Below are 19534 nucleotides of genomic sequence, written 5' to 3'. Positions count from 1 at the left end.
TTCGACTTGCATGTGTTAAGCCTGCCGCCAGCGTTCGTTCTGAGCCAGGATCAAACTCTCAGGTTAAACAAAAGTTCAATCTCAGGCACCAATTCTCAATCGCTGCATAAAGCACTCAAAGTTCCTGCACCCTTCTCAGGACACAGAACTCGACAGAGACCATCAAGGCCTCTCGGCCAAAATGTGTCTTCCTTGCTTCTTTTTCCGAAAAAGAAACGTACCTGTCCGTAACTCTTGCCTCTTGGCAAATCTGTCACCAGATCCGCCGAAGCACAAAGTCAACGCCGGCCGCGTTTCCCTTCCTTCAAATACCTGATTGTCAAAGAACAGAACGATCTCTCGTTCATCACCCAGCAGAAAACCGCCGCCGAACTCTCATTCAGCCACAAAAGCCACCCTGCCGGGAAGTCTCGGGAACAGCGTTCCCGCCGCCAGCGACGTTGCCGCCGTCGATGAACAGGCTTATACGCAGCTCCCCTGCCCCCGTCAACAACCTTCTGTCCGATTTTTTTGCAGCCGCTGATTATTTTTGCGGCTCCCATGTGGATAAGCTGGCTTACAAGCCCGCAAAAGCCGCAGAAATCAGCCACGAAACGGGGAAAAATGTTTATCAACAGGCACTTGCCGCGCCGCGAAAATTCTTCGCAGGCGCACTCAAGCCCGTGTGGACTGTAGAAGCAAGGCCGTTCCGAGCCCTCCGGCGGCGGCAATCGCAGCCAGTCCTATGCCCTTGCGCGGCCCCTTGGCGAGGATATGGGCGAGCCGGACCGCCAATATGGCGCCGGATGCACCAATGGGATGGCCACGAGCCAGCGCCCCGCCGCGCTGATTGACGCGCAGATCATCAAGGCCAAGGCCGAGCGCCCTGCGGCTCACCATCGCCTGAACGGCGAAGGCCTCCATCAGCTCCACAACAGAGATGTCTTCAAGGCTCATGCCGGTGCGGCGGAAGAGCTCCAGCGCCGCCTCATGCGCCCCCGCCGCCGGATTGGCCGGATCGCCTCCGGTCATGACGCCCTGCCCCACTGCGGCCAGAGGCATCAAACCCCGGTGCTCAGCTTCCTTGCGGCTCATCATCACAAGGATCGCCGCTGCATCGGCTTCCACGGCGATGGTCGATGCTGTCAGCCCATAGGCGTATCCGCCTGCAAGCACCGGAAGCCGGGACTGCAGCCTGGCCTCAAGCGGACGGGTGAAGGCATCCGCGTCAAGGTCTGCCAGCGGAACCGTCTCCGCTGCGAGATCTCCGGCCGCCTGAGCCCGCAAGGCGGCCGCATGGCTGGCACGGGCATAGGCTTCCTGTGCCTCACGGCTGATCTGCATATGCAGCGCCAGCCTGGCTGCGGCCTCTGCCGGGTCCGGATCCGGAAACGGCGGCGGCGCAAAGGCCGGACGGTCATAGGCAACAGGCACGGCACCCTTCTGCAGCGGGCGGTGCATGCGGACCGGCGCGCGGGAGAAACTTTCAACGCCGCCCGCAATGACCACATCCGCCTCCCCGGCCCGGATGGCGCGGGCTGCGAGGATCACCGCGTCAAGGCCGGAGCAGCATTGCCGGTCGGCGGTCATGGCGCTGACGGTCTGCGGCAGGCCTGCGGCCAGGGCCACCAGCCGGGCGGGATTGCCGCCCGCGCCCAGCGCATTGCCAAGGATCACTTCATCCACCGCCTCCACGGGCAGCCCGGCATCCGCGAGGGCTGCCTGCAGCACGGGCGCGCCCAGTTGCGCCAGGTCCAGCCGCGCAAAGGCGCCGCCGCGCGGGGCCACGGGCGAGCGCCGGGCAGCCACAATCACGGGGCCATGCGCCGTTGTGCCGGTCATGGCCTCACCTCGTCTGCAGCCGGGCATGGACAGCCCGTTCCAGCGCCGGAAGATCCGTCTTGCCGCCCGGCGTCAGGGGAAAGGCCTCGAACAGGAGAAAGGCACGCGGACAACGGGCACGGCCCAGGGCCGTCAGCACGGCGCGCCGCAGCTGGCTGCCGTCCTTCAGACGGTCAGCGGCTTCCGGTTCCGGCCAGATGGCGGCCGCCAGTCTTTGCCCGCGCAGACGGTCCGGCGCGCCGAAGACGGCGGCGGCCGTCACCCCGGGCACGGCGCGCAGCACCTTCTCCACCTCTTCGGGAAAGATATTGAGGCCGGAGCTGTTGATCATCCGCTTGTCGCGGCCCGCGAGATAGAGAAAGCCCGCCTCATCAAGCCAGCCCCGGTCACCGATGGTCAGCCAGCCGTCCTGCCAGCGCACTTCTTCCCCGCCGCCGCATATATAGCGGTCGAACAGCAGCGGGCTGCGCACCCACAAATGCCCGGCCCCGCCACTCGGCAGAACGTGGCCCTGCCCATCGCGGATTTCCACCTCCACTCCGGGAAAGGGGTGCCCGACGGACGCCTCCGGCCCCGTGCCATCCTGCAGGGAGATGAAGCTCATTTCGGAGGCGCCGTAGAACTCGCAGGTCCGCACGCCGGGCAGACGGCGGGTCAGCATCTGCCGGTCCTCCGGTTGCAGCTTGGCGCCGCTCGACAGGACAAGCCGCAAGGACGGCGCGGCCTCCACTTCGCGCAAGATCAGCTGCAGCTGGGTCGGCGTCGCATAGAGCATGGTGGTGCCGCCTTGCGCCAGGCGGCGGGCCACGGCCCTCGGCTGGAAACGCGGCATGACCTCAACGCCCGCTCCGGCGCAAAGCCCTTCGACCGCCGCATAAAGATGCAGCGAATGCACCAGCCCGCCGCAGACCAGCACCTTGTCCTGAGGTGAGGTGCCGAAGGCAGCAGCGCTCAGGCGGAAACTTTCCGTCCAGGAGCGGTGGGTGCGGGCAAAGCCCTTGGGCACACCCGTCGAGCCGGAGGTGAAGCCGGCATAGAAAAGATCTTCCGGCGCGGGAAAGGGCAGCGGCGTCCCTGCCGTTTCCTTCCGTTCCTCCGCCTCTGCCATCAGCGCCGGAAAACCGGCGGCATCAAGGACAAGATCAGGCGCAGAGGCGGCGAGGATCTGATCGCGCAGGGCATCGGGCCATGTGGTGTCGAGCATCAGGGCAATGCCCCCGGCCCGGCCTGCAGCAAAGAAGGCCATCAGCGCCTGCAAGGGATCTTCCAGAAAGATACCAATGCGCGGCTGACGGGAGGATACAGCAGGCAGGCGACGGTGCAGCTGAAGAGCCAGCGCTTCGACCCGGGTTTGCAGCGCGGCGAAAGTGAAACTTGCCCCGCCGCAAACCAGTGCGGTCTGGCCGGGGCGGGTGGCCGCGTGATGCGCCAGCGCCGCCCCGGTGAAACTCATGGCCGGCTCAGCAGGGCGCGCGGCAGGCCGCGGGCAACCGTCTGCGCCACCACGGCGGTGATCGCGACCTTGATGAGGTCACCCGGCAGATAAATGGCCGTGCCTGCCAAGGCCTTGGTGAAGGGCAGATCGGCCAGGATGATCAGGCCCGGGATGCCGAAGAGATAGACAACACCAACGCCGCCCACAGCTGCCGAGAGGGCAGCGGCGGCAAGCACCGGCAGATTGCGGCTGCGCTCCATGATGAAGCCCGCGACGAAGGCGCCGATGGGCCAGCCGATGAGGAAGCCTGCGGAAGGTCCGGCAAAGACGGCAAGCCCCCCGCGCCCGCCGGCCAAAAGCGGTGCGCCCAGCGCCACGGCGAAGAGGAAGAGCAGCATGGACAGGCCGCCGCGCACGGAGCCCAGCATCACACCGGCCAGCATCACGCCAAGGGTCTGCGCAGTGATGGGCACACCTGCCAGGAACGGAATGGCGAAGGGCGGAAACTGCCCCAGCACCGCAATCAGCGCCGCATAAAAGGCGATCTGCACCAATGCATAGTCTTTGCTTGCCATGATCCTGGCTCCTCTGCCCGTCAAAACTGCTTATTCACGCACCACCCGGCGACGGGCTTTTTAATGCGGCGGCGGCGCCATTGCAAATCCGCAGAAGAGAGGATTGCATGCCGGAGGATGAGGAACGCTCACAAAAAGCCCGGGGCGCGTACCCCGGGCTTGAGGTTTGGCCATATGGCCTGCTCCTGGGAGAGCTGGTCCGGATCAGAGGCGCTGGGAGCCCTGACCGAACTCCGGATAGGCTTCGACGCCGATTTCCACCTTGTCGAGGCCGAGAGCCTCTTCCTCGGGGCTGACGCGGATGCCGACGGTGGCCTTGAGGATCATCCACAGAACCAGCGAGGTCACGAAGATGAAGGCGCCGTAGGAGGCAATGCCGATCAGCTGGACGCCATAAGAGGTGTCTGCATTGGACAGCGGCACGATCAGGGTGCCCCAGATGCCGCAGACGAGGTGGACCGGGATGGCACCGACAACGTCGTCAATCTTCAGCTTGTCGAGCAGCGGCACGACGAAGACGACCAGCGCGCCGCCAACGGCACCGATGAAGACCGCCTGTGCAACAGTCGGGTTCAGCGGCTCGGCGGTGATGGACACGAGACCGGCCAGCGCACCGTTGAGCGCCATGGTGACGTCGACCTTCTTGTAGAGGATCTGGGTCAGGGCCATGGCAGCCACCACACCACCGGCAGCAGCCATGTTGGTATTGGCGAAGATGCGGGAGATGTCGGTCACGTCACCGATCGTGCCCATGGCGAGCTGCGAAGCACCGTTGAAGCCGAACCAGCCGAGCCACAGGATGAACGTGCCGAGGGTGGCCAGCGGAATGGACGAGCCCGGCATCGGGATGACCTGGCCGCTGGAGGTGTACTTGCCCTTGCGGGCGCCGAGGACGATGGCACCGGCAAGCGCCGCCCAGCCACCGACGGAGTGCACCAGCGTGGAACCGGCGAAGTCGGAGAAGCCCATCACTGAGAGCCAGCCCTTGCCCCACTGCCAGGAGCCCGCGATCGGGTACAGCAGGCCGGTCAGGACAACGGTGAAGAGGAGAAAAGGCCACAGCTTGATGCGCTCGGCCAGCGTGCCGGAGACGATCGAAGCAGCGGTGGCGACGAAAACCATCTGGAAGAACCAGTCGGAGGCCGTCGAATAACCGGTGTCCAGCGCATTGCCGCCGACCGGATCGAAGGAATAGGGGCCGAAGGAGCCCATGAAACCGCCGTCGACGCCGGTGTACATGAGGTTGTAGCCGGTGAGCCAGAACAGGATGCCGGCGATGGAATAGAGCGCAATGTTCTTCAGGCACTGCATCGACACGTTCTTGGACCGCACGAGGCCCGCTTCCAGCATGGCAAAGCCGGCCGCCATCCACATGACGAGGAAGCCGCCCAGAAGGAACAGCAGCGTGTTGAAGATATAGGCCGTGTCGGCGGCCAGGGCATAAGCCGGCGCCTCGGCGGCAGCAGCGGCGGTTTCAGTGGCAGCTTCTGCAGCCGGTGCAGCGGTCTGGGCCAGGCCCGGATCGGCCATCAGACCGAGTACCGCCATGCCGATTGCGGCATAAGCGAAAGACTTCTTCATGTTACTCACCCCTCAAAGCGCTTCTGTGTCGGTTTCGCCGGTGCGGATGCGAACCACCTGATCGATCGAATAGACGAAGATCTTGCCGTCGCCGATCTGGCCGGTCTTGGCGGCGCCGGAGATGACTTCCACGACCTTGTCGACGGACTCGCTGGAAACAGCGACTTCGATCTTGAGCTTCGGCAGGAAGCTCACCGCATATTCGGTGCCGCGGTAGATCTCGGTGTGGCCCTTCTGGCGGCCGTAGCCCTTGACCTCGGTGACGGTGAGTCCCTGGATGCCGATGCTCGTGAGGGCGTCACGCACCTCGTCGAGCTTGAACGGCTTGATGATGGCCATCACAATTTTCATGCTCGTTACCCGTTTCCCCTGCTTGTCACCGGTCCGGGACTGGACCGGTCTGGCCACCTGACCCGCATCCTCTGCGCTTCAGGAGGAACCTGCGCTGAGGGCGGGCCGGGCCGGCTTTCCCCTTCTCTTAAACAAGGACCGTGCCAACTTTGGCTGGAGGCAGGAAAATGCCCGATTTCCGCCAGATTCATGGGAGCAGGCGCGGAGGCGTCAGGTATCTGACCGTTCAGGAGGCAGCCAGAGAGCGATGGATGTGCCTATTTTCTATTCAAATCTCAAAAATTGCACATGCGATAAGCAAAACTGAAAAACAGAAACGCCACCGCCGCTTTTTAAGGCAGCGATGGCGTCCTGTTGGAGGCGCAAACTTCGGGATGGAGGCAGAAAGACGTCTGCTGATTTCAGGCCGAAAAGCCGCCATCGGCCAGATAGGCGGCCTCTTCCGCCGTCGTCTCGCGCTCAAGCACATGATTGCGGTGCGGAAAGCGGCCAAAGCGGCGGATCACATCGAGATGAACGAGGGCATAGAGATAGAACTCCTTGTCCCCGAGCCGGCGGAACAGATCGACGGATTTCTCTTGCTGGGCCATGTCCTCCGCATGTTCGAAAGGCAGGTAGAAGAAGGCACGGGCATCCTTGGGAAAGGCTTTGTCGAAGCCTCTGGCCAGTGCGGCCGTGGCGATGATCTGCGCTTTTGCATCGGTTGCGAAAGCGCGCTTGTCCTGCCGGTAGACATTGCGGGGGAACTGGTCGAGCAGCAGCAGCAGGGCCAGCGCGCCATGCGGCGTTTCCTGCCAGTGGTCCAGCGCGCCCGATGCCGCATCATCCATCAGCGGCACGAAATGGCTGCGGATATCCGCGTCAAAAGCATCACTGCGGGTGAACCAGGCTTCACGGCCGGCCTTCCACCAGAAATCAAGAACGGCCACCGGATCGGCGGCGGCCGTTTGAGTGGGAACGGGGATGGATGTGCTGGTCACGGGCTGTTTCCTTCTCGTCTGCTGTCTTTCAGGTCTCTTCCAATGTCGGCCCTTTCGGCGGTGTTTCAAGCCTTTGCGGCTTGACGCAGTGTTCACGGCAGGACAAGAGCTGAAGCCGGACGAAAAACCGTGCAGGGCATCATGGCAGCACCAGACACATCAGCACCTGACCAGCATCTCGACCTGAAGGGCCTCAAGTGCCCGCTGCCGGTGCTGCGCAGCCGAAAGGTGCTGGCGGGTCTGAGACCCGGCGCCGTGCTTGTGGTCGAGGCAAGCGACCCGATGTCGGTGATCGACATTCCCCATATGTGCAGCGAGGATGGGCACGCGCTTCTGGCCCAGGACAAAACCGGAAACAGCCTGCGCTTCACCATCCGCCGGGGTGCACAGAAGAACGAAGTCTGATCAGGTCATCCGCGCGGCGATACGGTCCATTTCCGCGGCCAGCGCAATGTCCAGCGCCGTCAGCCCGCCCGCATCATGGGTGGACAGGATCACCTCCACCGTGCGGTAGACGTTCGACCACTCCGGATGATGGTTCATCCGTTCGGCAGCCAGCGCCACCTGCGCCATGAAGCCGAAAGCTTCAACGAAACCTGAAAAGACAAAGCGGCGGGTGATGGCGTCGCGCCCCTCCACCAGCCGCCATCCGGTGAGCTGGGCCAGCGCTTTCCCGCGCTCCCCGTCCGTCAGACGTGCCGCCATCTGCATCTCCCGTCTTGAAATCCGCCGCGTCACGGGCATTTTCTCCCGCGTCCAACCGAATATAGGCCGGACGACAACTCTGGCCAGCGTTACCTCACACCAAGGCTCAGACGCCGCACGGGCTTGACCGGATCCCGGCCTGTCAGGCTCATCAAAATCTGGATCACACAGGAGCCCAGCCATGACATCTGTCCTCTTCGTCTGCCTTGGCAACATCTGCCGCTCACCGCTGGCAGAAGGCGCGTTCCGCAAGGTCGTGGAGGATCTGGGCGCGGGCAGCCGGGTGCTGATCGATTCGGCCGGAACCGGCGGCTGGCATCAGGGCGAGGCGCCGGACCCGCGCTCCATCGCCGTGGCGGCCCGCAACGGCATCGACATTTCCGCCCAGCGCGCAAGGCAGGTGGTGAAGGCCGATTTCAGCCGCTTCGAGCACATCCTCGCCATGGACAGCAGCAATCTCAACAATCTGCGCAAGCTGAGCCCGGCAGAGGCCCCAGCCCGCCTACGGCTGTTTCTGGAAGCAGAGGGAATGGATGTGCCCGACCCCTATTACGGCGGCCCGGCCGGATTCGAGACCGTATTCCGGATGGTCATGACAGGCGCTGAGAATCTGGCGGCAGAGCTGGGGCTTGGCCGGCAAGGCTGACCCGCCTCAGCGGAACTTCGCCACAAAAGCCCGCAGCGCCCGGCCGATTGCAGCCAGAAGCGGCAGCACGGCGCGGCGCAGGCGCAATCCCGCCGCAGACAGTCCGGCATCAAGCTGTGCGTCGCCTGCCCAGCGCGGCGTCCTCACATAGAGCAGCCAGTAGACCGACAGGAGCACCAGGAAGGTCAGCCCCCAGGCCAGCAGCGTGTCGGAGAGAAAGTGACCGCCGAAGGCCACCCGGTTCACCGACAACGCCAGCATCAGCGGCAGAATGGTCAGCACCACCGCCGGGCGCCAGCTTTTCGGCACCACAAACGCCAATGCCATCAGCCACATACTGGCAGAGCCCTCACCCGAAACGAAGGAACAGTTGGTGCTGCACCAGTCCGTCTTGAGCCACACCGGTATGAACGGCAGATCTCCGCCGAACTGCTCCACCATCACCGGGCGCGGACGGCCCCAGTTGTTCTTCAGGATGGTGTTGACCAGGATGCCCGGCCCCAGCACCAGCGTGGAGAGCAGGAACACCGGCTTGCGCAGCGGCATCAGCGGCGGCAGCTCCGGCAGCAGCAGCTTGAGAAGCAGCACAAACCCGCAGATGACGGCCACCGTCTGCACCAGATAGGGGCCGAGATAGCGCAGCTTCTGCAGGAAGGGCGAGGACGCTGCCGTAAAGCCTTCGCCGGGCGTGTAGAACAGGCCGCTGGCCAGAAGATCGAGCCCCGGCACGGCCAGAAACACCAGCGACACCACACCAATGAACGTGAAGGCTGCCCCAAACGGATGGGTACGGCACCAGCGCACGATGGCGCAGATGAGAGTACGGGCACGGAAAAAGGCGGAAGGAGCAGCGTGATCAGTCATTCGGGCTCTCTAGCCTATTTTTTCAAGCTCGGCCAATATCTGCGCTGCGGCAGCGCCGCAAACGGACCAGATGTCATACCAACTATCGATGAGCTTGCCTCATCAAGAGTTGGTCAAGCCCGTGCGGCGCCTGAGCAATCTCAAGGCGCGATGCGTCAGCATCTCAACGCCTTGACATAAGAGGAATTTTCCATGCAGCAACGGCCGAGGCTCGATTTCTGGTTCGAATTTGCCTCCACCTACAGCTACCTCACTGCCATGCGCATCGAGACCGTCGCCAAGGACCGGGGCATCGATCTGGTCTGGCGGCCATTTCTGCTTGGCCCCATCTTTGCCCGGCAGGGCTGGGACACCTCCCCCTTCAACCTGTTTCCGGCCAAGGGCCGCTACATGTGGCGCGAGGTGGAGCGCCTGTGCGAGGACATGGGCCTGCCGCTGACCGTGCCCGATCCCTTTCCGCAGAACGGCCTGATGGCGGCGCGCATCGCCCATGCCGGGCGGCTGGAACCCTGGATCGGCAGCTTCGTGCGCGCTGTTTACATGGCGGAATTTGGCGAGGGCCGCGATATCAGCGACGAAGGTCTTCTCGCCGGCATCCTCTTGGATCTGGGACTGGATGCAAAGGCCCTGCTTGCCAAGGCCCAGAGCATAGAGGTGAAGATCGGCCTGCGTGCAGCGGTCGCAGAAGCGGAAGCTGCCGGTGTTTTCGGAGCACCCAGCTTTGTGACGGAAGACGGGGAGCTTTACTGGGGCAACGACCGGCTGGAAGATGCCGTCGAATGCGCCCTGCGCCTCACCCGCTAACCTTCAGAGAACCACGATGCCCGAGTGCTTGGCCTTGTGCTCGGGCTCCACATGGATCGTCACCCTGGCGCCGGGCAGTGACTTGCCGATGGCCTGTTCGATCCGGTCACAGATGTCATGGGCGGCATCGACGCTCATTTCCCCCGGCACCACCAGATGGAAATCCACGAAGGTCAGCCGCCCCGCCAGCCGGGTGCGCAGATCATGGGCCTCGATGGCCCCGTCCCCGTGTTCGGAGATCAGCCCGCGCAGCATGTCCTGCACATCGGTGGAGGCCGCTTCATCCATCAGGCCGCTGACGGAGGCTTTCATCAGGGTCCAGCCAGACCACAGCACATTGAGACCGACAAGCCCCGCCAGCAGCGAATCCAGCTGCCGCCAGCCGGTCAGAAACACGAGAATCACGCCTACGAGAACGCCCACGGATGTTACCACATCCGTCATCAGATGCTGGCCATCAGCCTCAAGCGCCGGGGAGCCGTTCTTGCGGCCGAAACGGATCAGCAGCACGGCCCAGCCGCAGTTGAGCACGCTGGCAAGACCGTTCACGGCCAGGCCCTTCACCGTGTAATCAGGCATTTCTGTCGCGTGATAGCCTTCCCAGGCCGCATTGAAGATCGACAGCGCCGCCAGCACGATCATCACGCCCACAAGAACTGCAGCGAAATACTCCGCCTTGTCATGGCCATAGGGGTGATTGGAATCGGCCGGTTTGGCCGCATACCAGACCGCCAGCAGGGTGGCGAAGGAGGAGGCCACGTTGACGATGGATTCCAGCGCATCCGAATAGAGCGCCACGGATCCTGTCAGCACATAGGCCAGATACTTCAGGCCCAGAACGGCGGCGCCGACAATCACGCTGCCGAGGGCAATGCGCAGACGCAGGCTCATGGCTACCTCACGGATTGAGGGCGCGGCACTGAGCACGCCCGGTCAGGAAGCGGCGGCCTTGCTGGCGCGCCGTCCCGTTCGGGCAAGGCCTTAGGCATGTTTCAGGCTGAACGCAAGGGCAGAGCGCGAGGAGAAGCGCTAGATTCCCGTATCCCACAGGTTGGAGGCGGCGCCGATGATGCGCCCCGGCCCGCTGTCATCCTCCAGCTGGACAATGACCGCGCAGCGCTTTCCGTCCTTTTTCATCGGATGCTGGGGCAGGTTCAGCTCCAGCTGCCCGCCGGACCACATGCCCACCGCTTCCAGCCGCTTCACCACATTGACATAGGTGACCTGCCGCCCCTCATTCTCGCCACGGCCGACCTCGACTGTCTTGGAAGGCATGACATGGAGCAGGTAGACGGTCGCCATCTTCGCCCCTTCGGGCAGCGATCCGTCGATGGTGACTTCCAGCATGTCGGGCGTTGAATGAAGCATGACCGAGGCCGTCATCTTCGTCGCGCGGCCAAGCGCGGCCTTCACCGCCGGCTCGTCGCCCCCCACCACATGCTCGCCACCATTGATGATGATCTGCGGTGTATAGACTGACCTGTCGCCGCGGCGGGCGGAGTACAGCCGCTGGCGCTCGGAGTTTTCCGGAGTGGCAAGCGTGTCCTTCCAGCCCAGGTAATCCCAGTAGTCGACCGGCAGGGATAGCGCGAGGACGCCGGCATCTTTTGAAAGATTCTGCAGCAGCTTGTCGGCTGGCGGACAGGATGAGCAGCCCTGACTGGTAAAGAGCTCCACCACGACCGCCGGCGCCTTGCCATCCCTGGCAGCCGCTGCCGCCGGCAGAGCCATGACGGCAAGGCAAACCGCAGCCGCCAGCCGTGAAATCAGCATTCGCACAGGGCCCATGGCCGGGGAACTCACTCTTGTCTTCCGGATCTTTCTCTCGTCCAGAATACATATTCTGCGCCGCCGCGCGAGTCACGTCGCGGTGAGACGGGCTGCGGCGGAACGTGATTTCAGAGGACGGAGAGCATGCCGCCATCGACATAGATGATCTGACCGTTCACGTAGTTGGACGCAGAAGAGGCCAGATAGACCGCCGTTCCGGCCAGTTCATCCGGATTGCCCCAGCGTGCGGAAGGGGTCCGGCCCTTCACCCAGGCGTCGAACTGAGGGTTGTTGATCAGCGCCTCATTCATGTCGGTGACCATGTAACCGGGACCGATGGCATTGGCCTGAATGCCATGCTTTGCCCATTCCGCCGCCATGCCCCGGGTCAGCATCTTGATGCCGCCCTTCGCCACCGTATAGGGAATCACCGTGGCCCGGGCGAGTTCGCTGGTCAGAGATCCGATGTTGATGATCTTGCCCGCCCCGCGCGGGATCATCCGCCGGGCAGCCTCCCGGCCCATCAAGAAGGCACTGGTCAGGTTGGTGTCGATTACTCGCTGCCAGTCGGCCAGCGCCAGTTCCACCATGGGCTGGCGGTGCTGGATACCGGCATTGTTGACCAGAATGGAAATGCCGAGGCCAGCTGCATCGAACCGCTTGAAGGCGGCAACCACCTCTTCTTCGCGCGTCACGTCAAAGGCTGCTTCATGCACGGTGAAGCCGCGTCTGCGCAGTTCTGCCGCCCGTTCCGCAACGGCCTGGACACTGCGGCCATTGAGAACAACCGCCGCACCAGCCTGGGCAAGACCCTCGGCAATCGCGAGGCCAAGGCCACGGGTCGAGCCGGAAATCAGCGCCGTCTGCCCGGAGAGATCAAACAAGGGTTTGGTCATCGCAGGTTCACTCCTCACAGAACGGAACGGCGGACGGTCAGGTCAGACCGCTCGAAGACGGCCGGCAGCAGCTCGGTTCCAAGACCCGGCCCCTCCATCGGCAGGACATAGCCATCACGCACGACCGGCATTTCGGTCACCAGTTCCTTGTACCAGCCGGTGTAGAAGGCACGCACGGATTCCTGAATCAGCGTGTTCGGCTGGCTGAAGGAGGTGTGGATCGCGGCGATATAGGCCACCGGACCGGTGCAGTCATGCGGGGCGAAAGGCCGGTGATAAGTGTCGGCCAGCGCGGCAATCTTGCGCCCTTCGGTGATGCCGCCAGTCCAGCACAGATCCACCATGGCGATGTGGCTGGCGTTGCGCTCCAGCATGTCCTTGTAGGGAAAGCGCGAGCCGAGCGTTTCGCTGGCACAGACGGGCACCGTCGTGGAGGCGGCATATTCGGCCAGCGCCTGCGGCGAGTTCATCCGGATCGGGTCTTCGTACCAGGTGGGGGCATAGGGCTCCAGCGCACGGGCAATCTTCATGGCTGTTGGCACGTTCCACAGGGAGTGGAACTCGACCATGATCTCCATCCGGTCCCCAACGGCCTTGCGGATCTTCTCGAAAGGCTCGATCGCCTTGCGCATCTGTTCGGCATTGATGTAGAGGCCGCGGTTTTCCTGCGCGGGCGGATCGAAAGGCCAGATCTTCATCGCCGAAATGCCGCTTTCCAGCAGGCTCTCGGCCAGGGCACCGGCATCCGTCATGAAGGCATTCAGGTCCTCGTAGGGGCCTTCGCTGGTGCTGCCGATGTTCCAGGTATCGACCGGCCGGATGTTGTGGGTCCGCACATAGCCATAACCGGCGCAAGTGTTGTAGATCCGCAGCTTGTCCGTGGTGATGCCGCCCAGCATCTGATGCACCGGCTGACCGCAGACCTTGCCGAAGAGATCCCACAGGGCAATGTCGATGGCCGATGCGGCGCGGTACTCCACGCCGGTGGAGGCCTGTGCAAGCGGCAGATCCGTCATGACCCGGTTCAGGGCTTCGATCTGCAGCGGATTGCGGCCCAGTAGCCGCCCGGCCAGCGTGTCGTGAATATGCGCCTCGACAGCCGCTGCGCCATAGAAAGTCTCACCCAGACCGATGGTGCCCTGGTCCGTATGGACCCGCACCCAGAGCACATTGGCAAATTCCTCTGTCCGCAGTGTTTCCAGTGCTGTGATTTTCATACCGGCCTCCCGTTTTTGCGCCGGTCTGACCGGCCGCCAGAACACCGGTCGGCCCACATTCTGGATTCGAACCGGCGTTCATTGACATATCATGATACTATGTGAAATATCAGCATCAAACCGACATAAGGCCGATGCAGCTTTTTGGCAAGAGATGATGATGAAGACCGGCAAAGCAGAGGATGACCGCACGGACCAGGCAGCCGCCCCTGCCTGGAGCCTTGAATGCGCTCAGGACCTTACGTCCCTTGCCTATGAACGGGTCGAAGAGCTGTTTGTTGCCATGCAGATTGCTCCGGGCGCGGATATCCGGATCCAGGACCTTCAGGAACGGGTTGGCCTGGGCCGCACGCCCGTCCATCAGGCCGTGCGCCGGCTCGCCGCAGAAACGCTGCTGGAAGTCCGCCCCCGGAACGGCCTGCGCGTCGCCCCGATCGACCTGACCCGGGAGCGTAACCTTGCCGAGCTGCGCCGGGACGTTGACCGCTTTGTCACCGCCACCGCCATCCGCAACATGTCTGCCAATGACCGGGCAGCCCTGCACCACCTGCGCCGGCGGGTTGAGGCAGAGTTCGACAGCCTCAGTCTCGACGGCTTCAATGCCATCGACAAGTCCTTCGACCGGCTTCTGATCCGCGCTTCGGGAGAGCGCTTTCTGGAGCGAACCGCCAGTCCGCTGCAGGCCTTCGCGCGCCGCATGGGCTATCTGCACATCACCCAGATCAGTGGCCGGAAAGGCCTCGCCGCGAGCATGGAGCGCCACATGGCGATTATGGATCATGTCCTCGCCGGCGATACGGATGCCGCCTGCTCGGCCTCCCGTGATCTGGTTGCCTTCAGCATGTCCCTCATCAGCGAGCTGGAACGGGAAATAGACCCGGCTCTGCTCGATGTCCGGTTCTCCGCCCAGCCATGACGCCAGGCGGAAACGGCGGCTCTCAACCGCCGCAAAAGGAGCTCTGACGGGCTCCGGCACATACCCATCCAAAAGCTCATCAACGGAATGATGATGATGAAGCGATTTTTGAAGACGGCATCCCTGACAGCTGTGGCAGCCTTCGCGCTGGCAACAAGCGCAATGGCGCAGGAGTACACGTTCCGGTTCCAGTCCTCGGACCCGGCGGGCAACCCGAATTTCGAATATCAGAAGGGCTGGACCGATCTCGTCGCTGAAAAGTCCGGCGGCAAGGTGAAGATCGAGCTGATGCCGGTCGGCTCCGTCGTCGAATACAATGAAACCCTGGACGCGGTTGCGGCGGGCATTCTGGACGGCCAGATCTGCGATTCGTCCTACTGGGCCGGCAAGGACCCGGCTTTCGGCCTCATCGCCAACCCGGTCGGCGCCTGGTCCGATCCCGCCCAGATGATCGACTTTGTCGAGAATGGCGGCGGCAAGGAAATCATGCAGGAGCTGCTTGGCTCCTACGGCCTGCATTTCATCGGCGTGTCCACGCCCGGCCTTGAGGCTTTCGTCTCCCGCGTTCCGCTCAATGGCGTTGATGATCTCAAGGGCGTCAAGGTCCGCTCACCGGAAGGCCCGATTGCCAACGTCTTCGCAGCAGCAGGCGCCGCTCCGGTGAATCTGCCGGCTTCGGAAGTCTTCACCAGCATCGACAAGGGTGTGGTGGACGCTGCCGACTATTCGGTGTTCTCGGTCAACCAGATCCAGGGCCTCAACAAGGTTGCCCCGCACCCGGTCTATCCCGGCTTCCACTCCCTGCCGCTCGTGGAAGTGTCCATGAACAAGGCCAAGTGGGACGCCCTGCCGGACGACATCAAGACCTTGCTGGAAACGACCGTGAAGGAATTCCAGCAGGCCCAGATCAACGGCCTCAAGGCTGCCGACCTGAAGGCGATCGAGGAAGCCAAGGCGGACGGTTCCATCAGCATCCACAACTGGCCGGACGAAGAGCGTGCCAAGTTCCGCAAGATCGCCATGGCCGAATGGGAGCGCATCGCCAAGGGCTCTGCGATGGCGCAGAAGGTCTATGACACCCTCACCAGCTATCTGACCCAGAAGGGCCTGCTCTGAGACAGAGCTGCCTGAGACGGGTGGCCTGAAACCGGCGCCTGAAACGGGGTGCGGCGGGACAGCACATGCCCCGCCCTCCTGGACCGCACAGGCACCATCCGTCTGCAAGGTCATGAGGCGGCGCGGCCCCGTGCCGCTTCAGCCCTGAGGCTCATCCCGCTGGAAACAGACATGACACACGGCACCACTCACACTGACGCGAAGGCCCCCGGCCTTCCACCCGAACCGGAACAGGGCGCAGCGCCTGAAGCCGGCCTTCTGGGCCGCCTGATCAACGGCTCCGGCTTCATCTTCGCAACAGGCATTGTCCTGGCAGCTGCCATTCTCCTGCTTGAAGTCTTCCTGCGCTATCTGCTCAACAGCCCCACCATCTGGGCGCATGAGGCAACGGTCTTCCTGTGCGGCATCGCCTTCGTCTTCGGCGGTCTCTATTGCACAAGCCGCAACACCCATATCCGCGTTGTGCTGATCTACGACCTCCTGTCCCCACGCCTGCGCCGGGCGGCGGATGTGCTCATTTCCCTCGCCTGTGCGATTGCCAGCGGTTTCTTCGCCTATGCCTCATGGCACATGGTGCAGCGCGCCGTGCTGGCCCCCTCCGGCGGGATCCGGCTGGAGACCACCGGCAGCGCCTGGAGCCCGCCGACCCCGGCCTTGATCAAGGTCTTCATCCTGGTGGTGATGATCGCTTTGGTGCTGCAGTTCCTGGTGCTCGCCGTCAACCATGCCCGCCGCAGCGTGAAGGACTGAGCCATGACCGAACTTCTGGATTTCAGCTTCAACCTGCAGGCCCTCGGCATCGGCTGGGGCACACTGGCCATGTTCATCATGATGGTCGTGCTGCTGCTGACCGGCATGCCTCTGGCCTTCGTGACGCTGCTTGTGGCGCTCATCTTCGCGCTCGGCTGGTTCGGCCCCATGTCGATCCCGCTCATCACCAGCCGCGTCTATTCCTTCGTGATGAACTTCGTGTTCGTTTCGGTGCCGATGTTCGTGCTGATGGCCGCCATCCTCGACCGCTCCGGCATCGCCCGGGACCTGTTCGATGCGATGAAGCTGTTTGCCGGGCGCATACGCGGCGGCGTGGCAGTGCAGACCGTATTCGTCTCGGTGATTCTGGCCGCCATGAGCGGCATCATCGGCGGCGAGATCGTGCTGCTGGGCATGATCGCCCTGCCCCAGATGCTGCGGCAGGGCTATGACCGCAATCTGGCCATCGGCGTGGTCTGTGCGGGCGGCTCGCTCGGCACCATGATCCCCCCGTCCATCGTGCTGATCATCTATGGCCTGACCGCCAACGTCTCCATCGGCGAGCTGTTCACCGCGGCCTTTCTGCCGGGCTTCATGCTGGCCATGTTCTATGTCGCCTACATCCTGGCCCGGGCTTATTTCACGCCCCATGTGGTGCCGCAGGTCGACCCGGAGCCGATTCTGGCGGCGGAAAAGCTGCGGCTGCTGAAGGGGCTGGCCCTGCCAGTGCTGGTCGTCTTCATCGTCCTGGGCTCGATCTATGGCGGCATCGCTTCCGTGACCGAAGCTTCAGCCATTGGCGTCGGCGGCGTGCTCCTGTCCACGATCCTGCGCGGCGAGTTCTCGTTCAAGCTGTTGCGCGATGCGGCAATGCAGACCCTGTCCACGGTCGGCATGATCGTCTGGATCGGCATCGGTGCCACCGCCATTGTCGGCGTCTACAATCTGATGGGCGGGGTGAACTTCGTCTCGGGCATGATCACCGGCATCTCGGACAATCCCACCGTCATCGTTCTGGTGATGATGGCAATCCTGTTCGTCCTCGGCGCCTTCCTCGACTGGGTCGGCATTGCCCTGCTGACGATGCCGATCTTCGTGCCGATCATCAAGTCGCTCGGCCTTGACCCGGTGTGGTTCGGCGTCCTGTTCTGCATGAACATGCAGATCTCGTTCCTGTCGCCGCCCTTTGGTCCCGCAGCCTTCTATCTGAAGTCCGTGGCACCTCCCGGCATCACGCTGGGCATCATCTTCCGGGCGCTGCTGCCTTTCATCGCCCTGCAGATGCTGGCTGTCGGTCTGCTGGTCGCCTTCCCCGGCATCACCGGACGCTGAGAAACACCCGATGCTGCGGCAGGCCCACCCCCGCCGCGGACCTACCAACGCCGCCCGAGCTAACCGGCAGCGGGCGGCGTTGGTGTGATCAAAATCCTGAAATCAGCTGCCGCCGGCCAGAACCCGTTCCAGCTGCGGCAGGAACACGCGCTCGTAGCTTTCGGGCGAGAGCGGGCCGATGAACTTGTAGCGGATCACGCCCTTGCCATCGACCACATAGGTCTCCGGCACGCCATAGACGCCCCACTCAATCGCCGCGCGGCCACCGGCATCGGCGCCCACCTTGTCATAAGGGTTGCCGAGCGCGCCGAGGAAACGGCGGGCGTTTTCGGGCTGGTCCTTGTAGTTGATCCCATACATGCGGAACCTGCCGTCCTTCGCCATTTCCTCCAGCACCGGATGCTCCTGACGGCAGGGCACGCACCAGGAGGCGAAAACATTGACGACAGACACGCCGCCATCCAGATCAGCCGCCGCGATGCCGGGCACGGGCACACCCTTGTCCATCAGGCCTTCCACCGCAGGAAGCTCCATGCGGGGGGCCGGCTTGTTGAGCAGGGCCGAAGGCAGTTCGGACGGATCGCGCCCGAAGACCATCTGGAACAGGAACAGCACCGCCAGCGCGGCGAAGACCACCAGCGGCAGCAATGCGAACACAGGAATGCGGCGGCGCCCCCCTGCATCCGGCTTGGCGGCGGAAGACTGGTCCGGCGCGCTCATTGGCCCTGCGTCCCTGCTGCCGTGCGGCGGCGCACCCCTTGCGCCTCCAGCGCCCTGAGATCCGAATTGAGACGCCGCCGGTCCAGCCACACCCAGCCGGTGAGGCCGAGCACGACGCCAAGGCAAATGACGAAGGAGGCAATGATAAAGCCCGCGTGGGGGCCAAGGTCGAAGGCAGCCATGCTCACCTCACTCCGCCGCGACAGGGGTTGCGGCGCTGGCGCCCGCCGGGCGCACGGCGGCAGCGCGCATGCGCAGCGCCCGCACCCGCCGCCGCAGGATTTCGTTGATCATCGCATGGGCATGCAGCACCAGGAACAGCAGCGTGAAGGCTGCCGCCATCACCATCAGCGGCCACAGCAGATCCGGGTGGATCGTTGGCCCGTCCATGCGGATGACGCTGGCCGGCTGGTGCAGCGTGTTCCACCAGTCGACGGAGAATTTGATGATGGGCAGGTTGATGACCCCGGCCAGCGTCAGCACCGCAGCCGCCTTGCCCGCCCGGATCGGGTCATCCATCGTCCGCCACAGGGCCATGAGGCCCAGATACATGATAAAGAGCACCAGTACCGAGGTCAGGCGCGCATCCCACACCCAATAGGTACCCCACATCGGCTTGCCCCAGAGCGAACCGGTGATCAGCGCCATGAAGGTGAAGGCAGCCCCAAGCGGTGCTGCCGCCTTGGCCGAGACATCGGCCAGCGGATGCTTCCACACCAGCGTGCCGAGGGAAGACAGGGCCATGACCGAATAGCACATCATCGACAGCCAGGCGGCGGGCACGTGGACATACATGATCCGCACCGTGTCGCCCTGCTGGTAGTCCTCCGGCGCCACGAAGAAGGTCATGTAGAGCCCGATGGCAAACAGCAGCACACACAGGCCCGTTGCCCAAGGCAGGATGGCCCGGGCAAGGCTCATGAAACGGGTCGGGTTCGCCAGATCAACAAGTGCCATGGAATGGTTCTAATCCCTCTCACCCGCCGCTGCAATGCAAGGCCGCAGGTCCGCTCTCTATGCCTCAAGGGTTTTCGCATTGCCTTGCGCTGGGTCAA

22 protein-coding genes and 1 rRNA gene are annotated in these 19534 nt (G+C 63.5%); 7 read left to right on the top strand and 16 right to left on the bottom strand.

From position 1 onward, the window contains the following. The 7 genes from ASC48_RS05795 to ASC48_RS05765 form a co-directional block, all read right to left on the bottom strand. Positions 1-66: ribosomal RNA gene (locus ASC48_RS05795) — 16S ribosomal RNA — on the bottom strand; the annotation flags it as partial. A 588-nt stretch (positions 67-654) separates the two neighbouring features. Beyond that, positions 655-1821: a thiolase family protein gene (locus ASC48_RS05790; RefSeq protein ID WP_055454798.1), complete on the bottom strand. Its 1167-nt coding sequence runs from the start codon at positions 1819-1821 to the stop codon at positions 655-657. Positions 1822-1825: 4 nt separating this feature from the next. After that, positions 1826-3274 carry an AMP-binding protein gene (locus ASC48_RS05785; protein WP_055454797.1) on the bottom strand — a complete coding sequence of 483 codons (1449 nt, stop codon included), beginning with the start codon at positions 3272-3274 and terminating at the stop codon, positions 1826-1828. Next, the gene (locus tag ASC48_RS05780) at positions 3271-3831 is read right to left on the bottom strand and encodes a biotin transporter BioY (protein WP_055454796.1); all 561 of its coding nucleotides are present in this window, start codon (positions 3829-3831) and stop codon (positions 3271-3273) included. The genes ASC48_RS05785 and ASC48_RS05780 overlap by 4 nt, the downstream gene beginning before the upstream one ends. Positions 3832-4035: 204 nt before the next feature. Further along, complete coding sequence (locus ASC48_RS05775; RefSeq protein WP_055454795.1) at positions 4036-5412, bottom strand: ammonium transporter; 1377 nt, start codon at positions 5410-5412, stop codon at positions 4036-4038. A 12-nt stretch (positions 5413-5424) separates the two neighbouring features. After that, positions 5425-5763 carry a P-II family nitrogen regulator gene (locus ASC48_RS05770; RefSeq protein WP_026355689.1) on the bottom strand — a complete coding sequence of 113 codons (339 nt, stop codon included), beginning with the start codon at positions 5761-5763 and terminating at the stop codon, positions 5425-5427. 401 nt (positions 5764-6164) lie between these two features. Continuing rightward, entirely contained in the window at positions 6165-6743 is a 579-nt protein-coding gene (locus ASC48_RS05765) for a DUF924 family protein (protein ID WP_244270008.1), read from the bottom strand. A 141-nt stretch (positions 6744-6884) separates the two neighbouring features. Between ASC48_RS05765 and ASC48_RS05760 the strand changes: the two genes are divergently transcribed. Beyond that, entirely contained in the window at positions 6885-7148 is a 264-nt protein-coding gene (locus ASC48_RS05760; protein WP_055454864.1) for a sulfurtransferase TusA family protein, read from the top strand. On the opposite strand, the gene ASC48_RS05755 is transcribed toward ASC48_RS05760, so the two are convergent. Continuing rightward, a complete protein-coding gene (locus tag ASC48_RS05755) occupies positions 7149-7448 on the bottom strand; it encodes a 4a-hydroxytetrahydrobiopterin dehydratase (RefSeq protein WP_055454863.1) in 300 nt (99 codons plus the stop codon). Between the two features lie 181 nt (positions 7449-7629). Between ASC48_RS05755 and ASC48_RS05750 the strand changes: the two genes are divergently transcribed. Continuing rightward, complete coding sequence (locus ASC48_RS05750) at positions 7630-8094, top strand: low molecular weight protein-tyrosine-phosphatase (RefSeq protein WP_055454794.1); 465 nt, start codon at positions 7630-7632, stop codon at positions 8092-8094. A 6-nt stretch (positions 8095-8100) separates the two neighbouring features. On the opposite strand, the gene ASC48_RS05745 is transcribed toward ASC48_RS05750, so the two are convergent. Then, positions 8101-8958: a phosphatase PAP2 family protein gene (locus tag ASC48_RS05745; protein ID WP_055454793.1), complete on the bottom strand. Its 858-nt coding sequence runs from the start codon at positions 8956-8958 to the stop codon at positions 8101-8103. A 192-nt stretch (positions 8959-9150) separates the two neighbouring features. Between ASC48_RS05745 and ASC48_RS05740 the strand changes: the two genes are divergently transcribed. Next, the gene (locus ASC48_RS05740; protein WP_055454792.1) at positions 9151-9762 is read left to right on the top strand and encodes a 2-hydroxychromene-2-carboxylate isomerase; all 612 of its coding nucleotides are present in this window, start codon (positions 9151-9153) and stop codon (positions 9760-9762) included. Positions 9763-9765: 3 nt separating this feature from the next. On the opposite strand, the gene ASC48_RS05735 is transcribed toward ASC48_RS05740, so the two are convergent. From ASC48_RS05735 to ASC48_RS05720, 4 genes are all read right to left on the bottom strand, one after another. Then, positions 9766-10653 (bottom strand): cation diffusion facilitator family transporter, encoded by an 888-nt coding sequence (locus tag ASC48_RS05735; RefSeq protein WP_055454791.1) that lies wholly within the window; start codon positions 10651-10653, stop codon positions 9766-9768. Between the two features lie 138 nt (positions 10654-10791). Continuing rightward, on the bottom strand, positions 10792-11535 hold the full coding sequence (locus tag ASC48_RS05730) for a DUF1223 domain-containing protein (protein WP_082439996.1): 744 nt from the start codon (positions 11533-11535) through the stop codon (positions 10792-10794). Between the two features lie 125 nt (positions 11536-11660). Beyond that, entirely contained in the window at positions 11661-12428 is a 768-nt protein-coding gene (locus ASC48_RS05725; RefSeq protein WP_055454789.1) for an SDR family oxidoreductase, read from the bottom strand. Positions 12429-12442: 14 nt separating this feature from the next. Continuing rightward, entirely contained in the window at positions 12443-13645 is a 1203-nt protein-coding gene (locus tag ASC48_RS05720; protein ID WP_055454788.1) for a mandelate racemase/muconate lactonizing enzyme family protein, read from the bottom strand. A 160-nt stretch (positions 13646-13805) separates the two neighbouring features. Here ASC48_RS05720 and ASC48_RS05715 point away from each other — a divergent pair, with 160 nt between their 5' ends. From ASC48_RS05715 to ASC48_RS05700, 4 genes are all read left to right on the top strand, one after another. Further along, positions 13806-14561: a GntR family transcriptional regulator gene (locus ASC48_RS05715; RefSeq protein WP_208975545.1), complete on the top strand. Its 756-nt coding sequence runs from the start codon at positions 13806-13808 to the stop codon at positions 14559-14561. Positions 14562-14657: 96 nt separating this feature from the next. Beyond that, on the top strand, positions 14658-15677 hold the full coding sequence (locus ASC48_RS05710) for a TRAP transporter substrate-binding protein (RefSeq protein WP_244270007.1): 1020 nt from the start codon (positions 14658-14660) through the stop codon (positions 15675-15677). A 171-nt stretch (positions 15678-15848) separates the two neighbouring features. Beyond that, positions 15849-16427 (top strand): TRAP transporter small permease subunit, encoded by a 579-nt coding sequence (locus tag ASC48_RS05705; RefSeq protein ID WP_055454861.1) that lies wholly within the window; start codon positions 15849-15851, stop codon positions 16425-16427. 3 nt (positions 16428-16430) lie between these two features. After that, positions 16431-17759 (top strand): TRAP transporter large permease, encoded by a 1329-nt coding sequence (locus ASC48_RS05700; protein WP_208975543.1) that lies wholly within the window; start codon positions 16431-16433, stop codon positions 17757-17759. 102 nt (positions 17760-17861) lie between these two features. Here the strand turns inward: ASC48_RS05700 and ASC48_RS05695 are convergent, their stop codons facing one another. The 3 genes from ASC48_RS05695 to ASC48_RS05685 are packed head-to-tail and all read right to left on the bottom strand — an operon-like array spanning position 17862 to position 19436. Beyond that, on the bottom strand, positions 17862-18479 hold the full coding sequence (locus tag ASC48_RS05695) for a DsbE family thiol:disulfide interchange protein (RefSeq protein ID WP_055454786.1): 618 nt from the start codon (positions 18477-18479) through the stop codon (positions 17862-17864). Beyond that, the gene (gene ccmD, locus ASC48_RS05690; protein ID WP_055454785.1) at positions 18476-18661 is read right to left on the bottom strand and encodes a heme exporter protein CcmD; all 186 of its coding nucleotides are present in this window, start codon (positions 18659-18661) and stop codon (positions 18476-18478) included. The genes ASC48_RS05695 and ccmD overlap by 4 nt, the downstream gene beginning before the upstream one ends. Before the next feature lie 7 nt (positions 18662-18668). Then, positions 18669-19436, bottom strand: coding sequence for a heme ABC transporter permease (locus ASC48_RS05685; RefSeq protein WP_055454784.1), 768 nt, complete (start codon positions 19434-19436; stop codon positions 18669-18671). Positions 19437-19534 lie beyond the last annotated feature (98 nt).

The sequence above is a fragment of the Pannonibacter indicus genome (assembly GCF_001418225.1).
GTDB classification, from domain to species: Bacteria; Pseudomonadota; Alphaproteobacteria; order Rhizobiales; family Stappiaceae; genus Pannonibacter; species Pannonibacter indicus.
The sequence above is the reverse complement of the archived record's forward strand: the minus strand, read 5'-3'. Positions and strand labels throughout refer to the sequence as shown.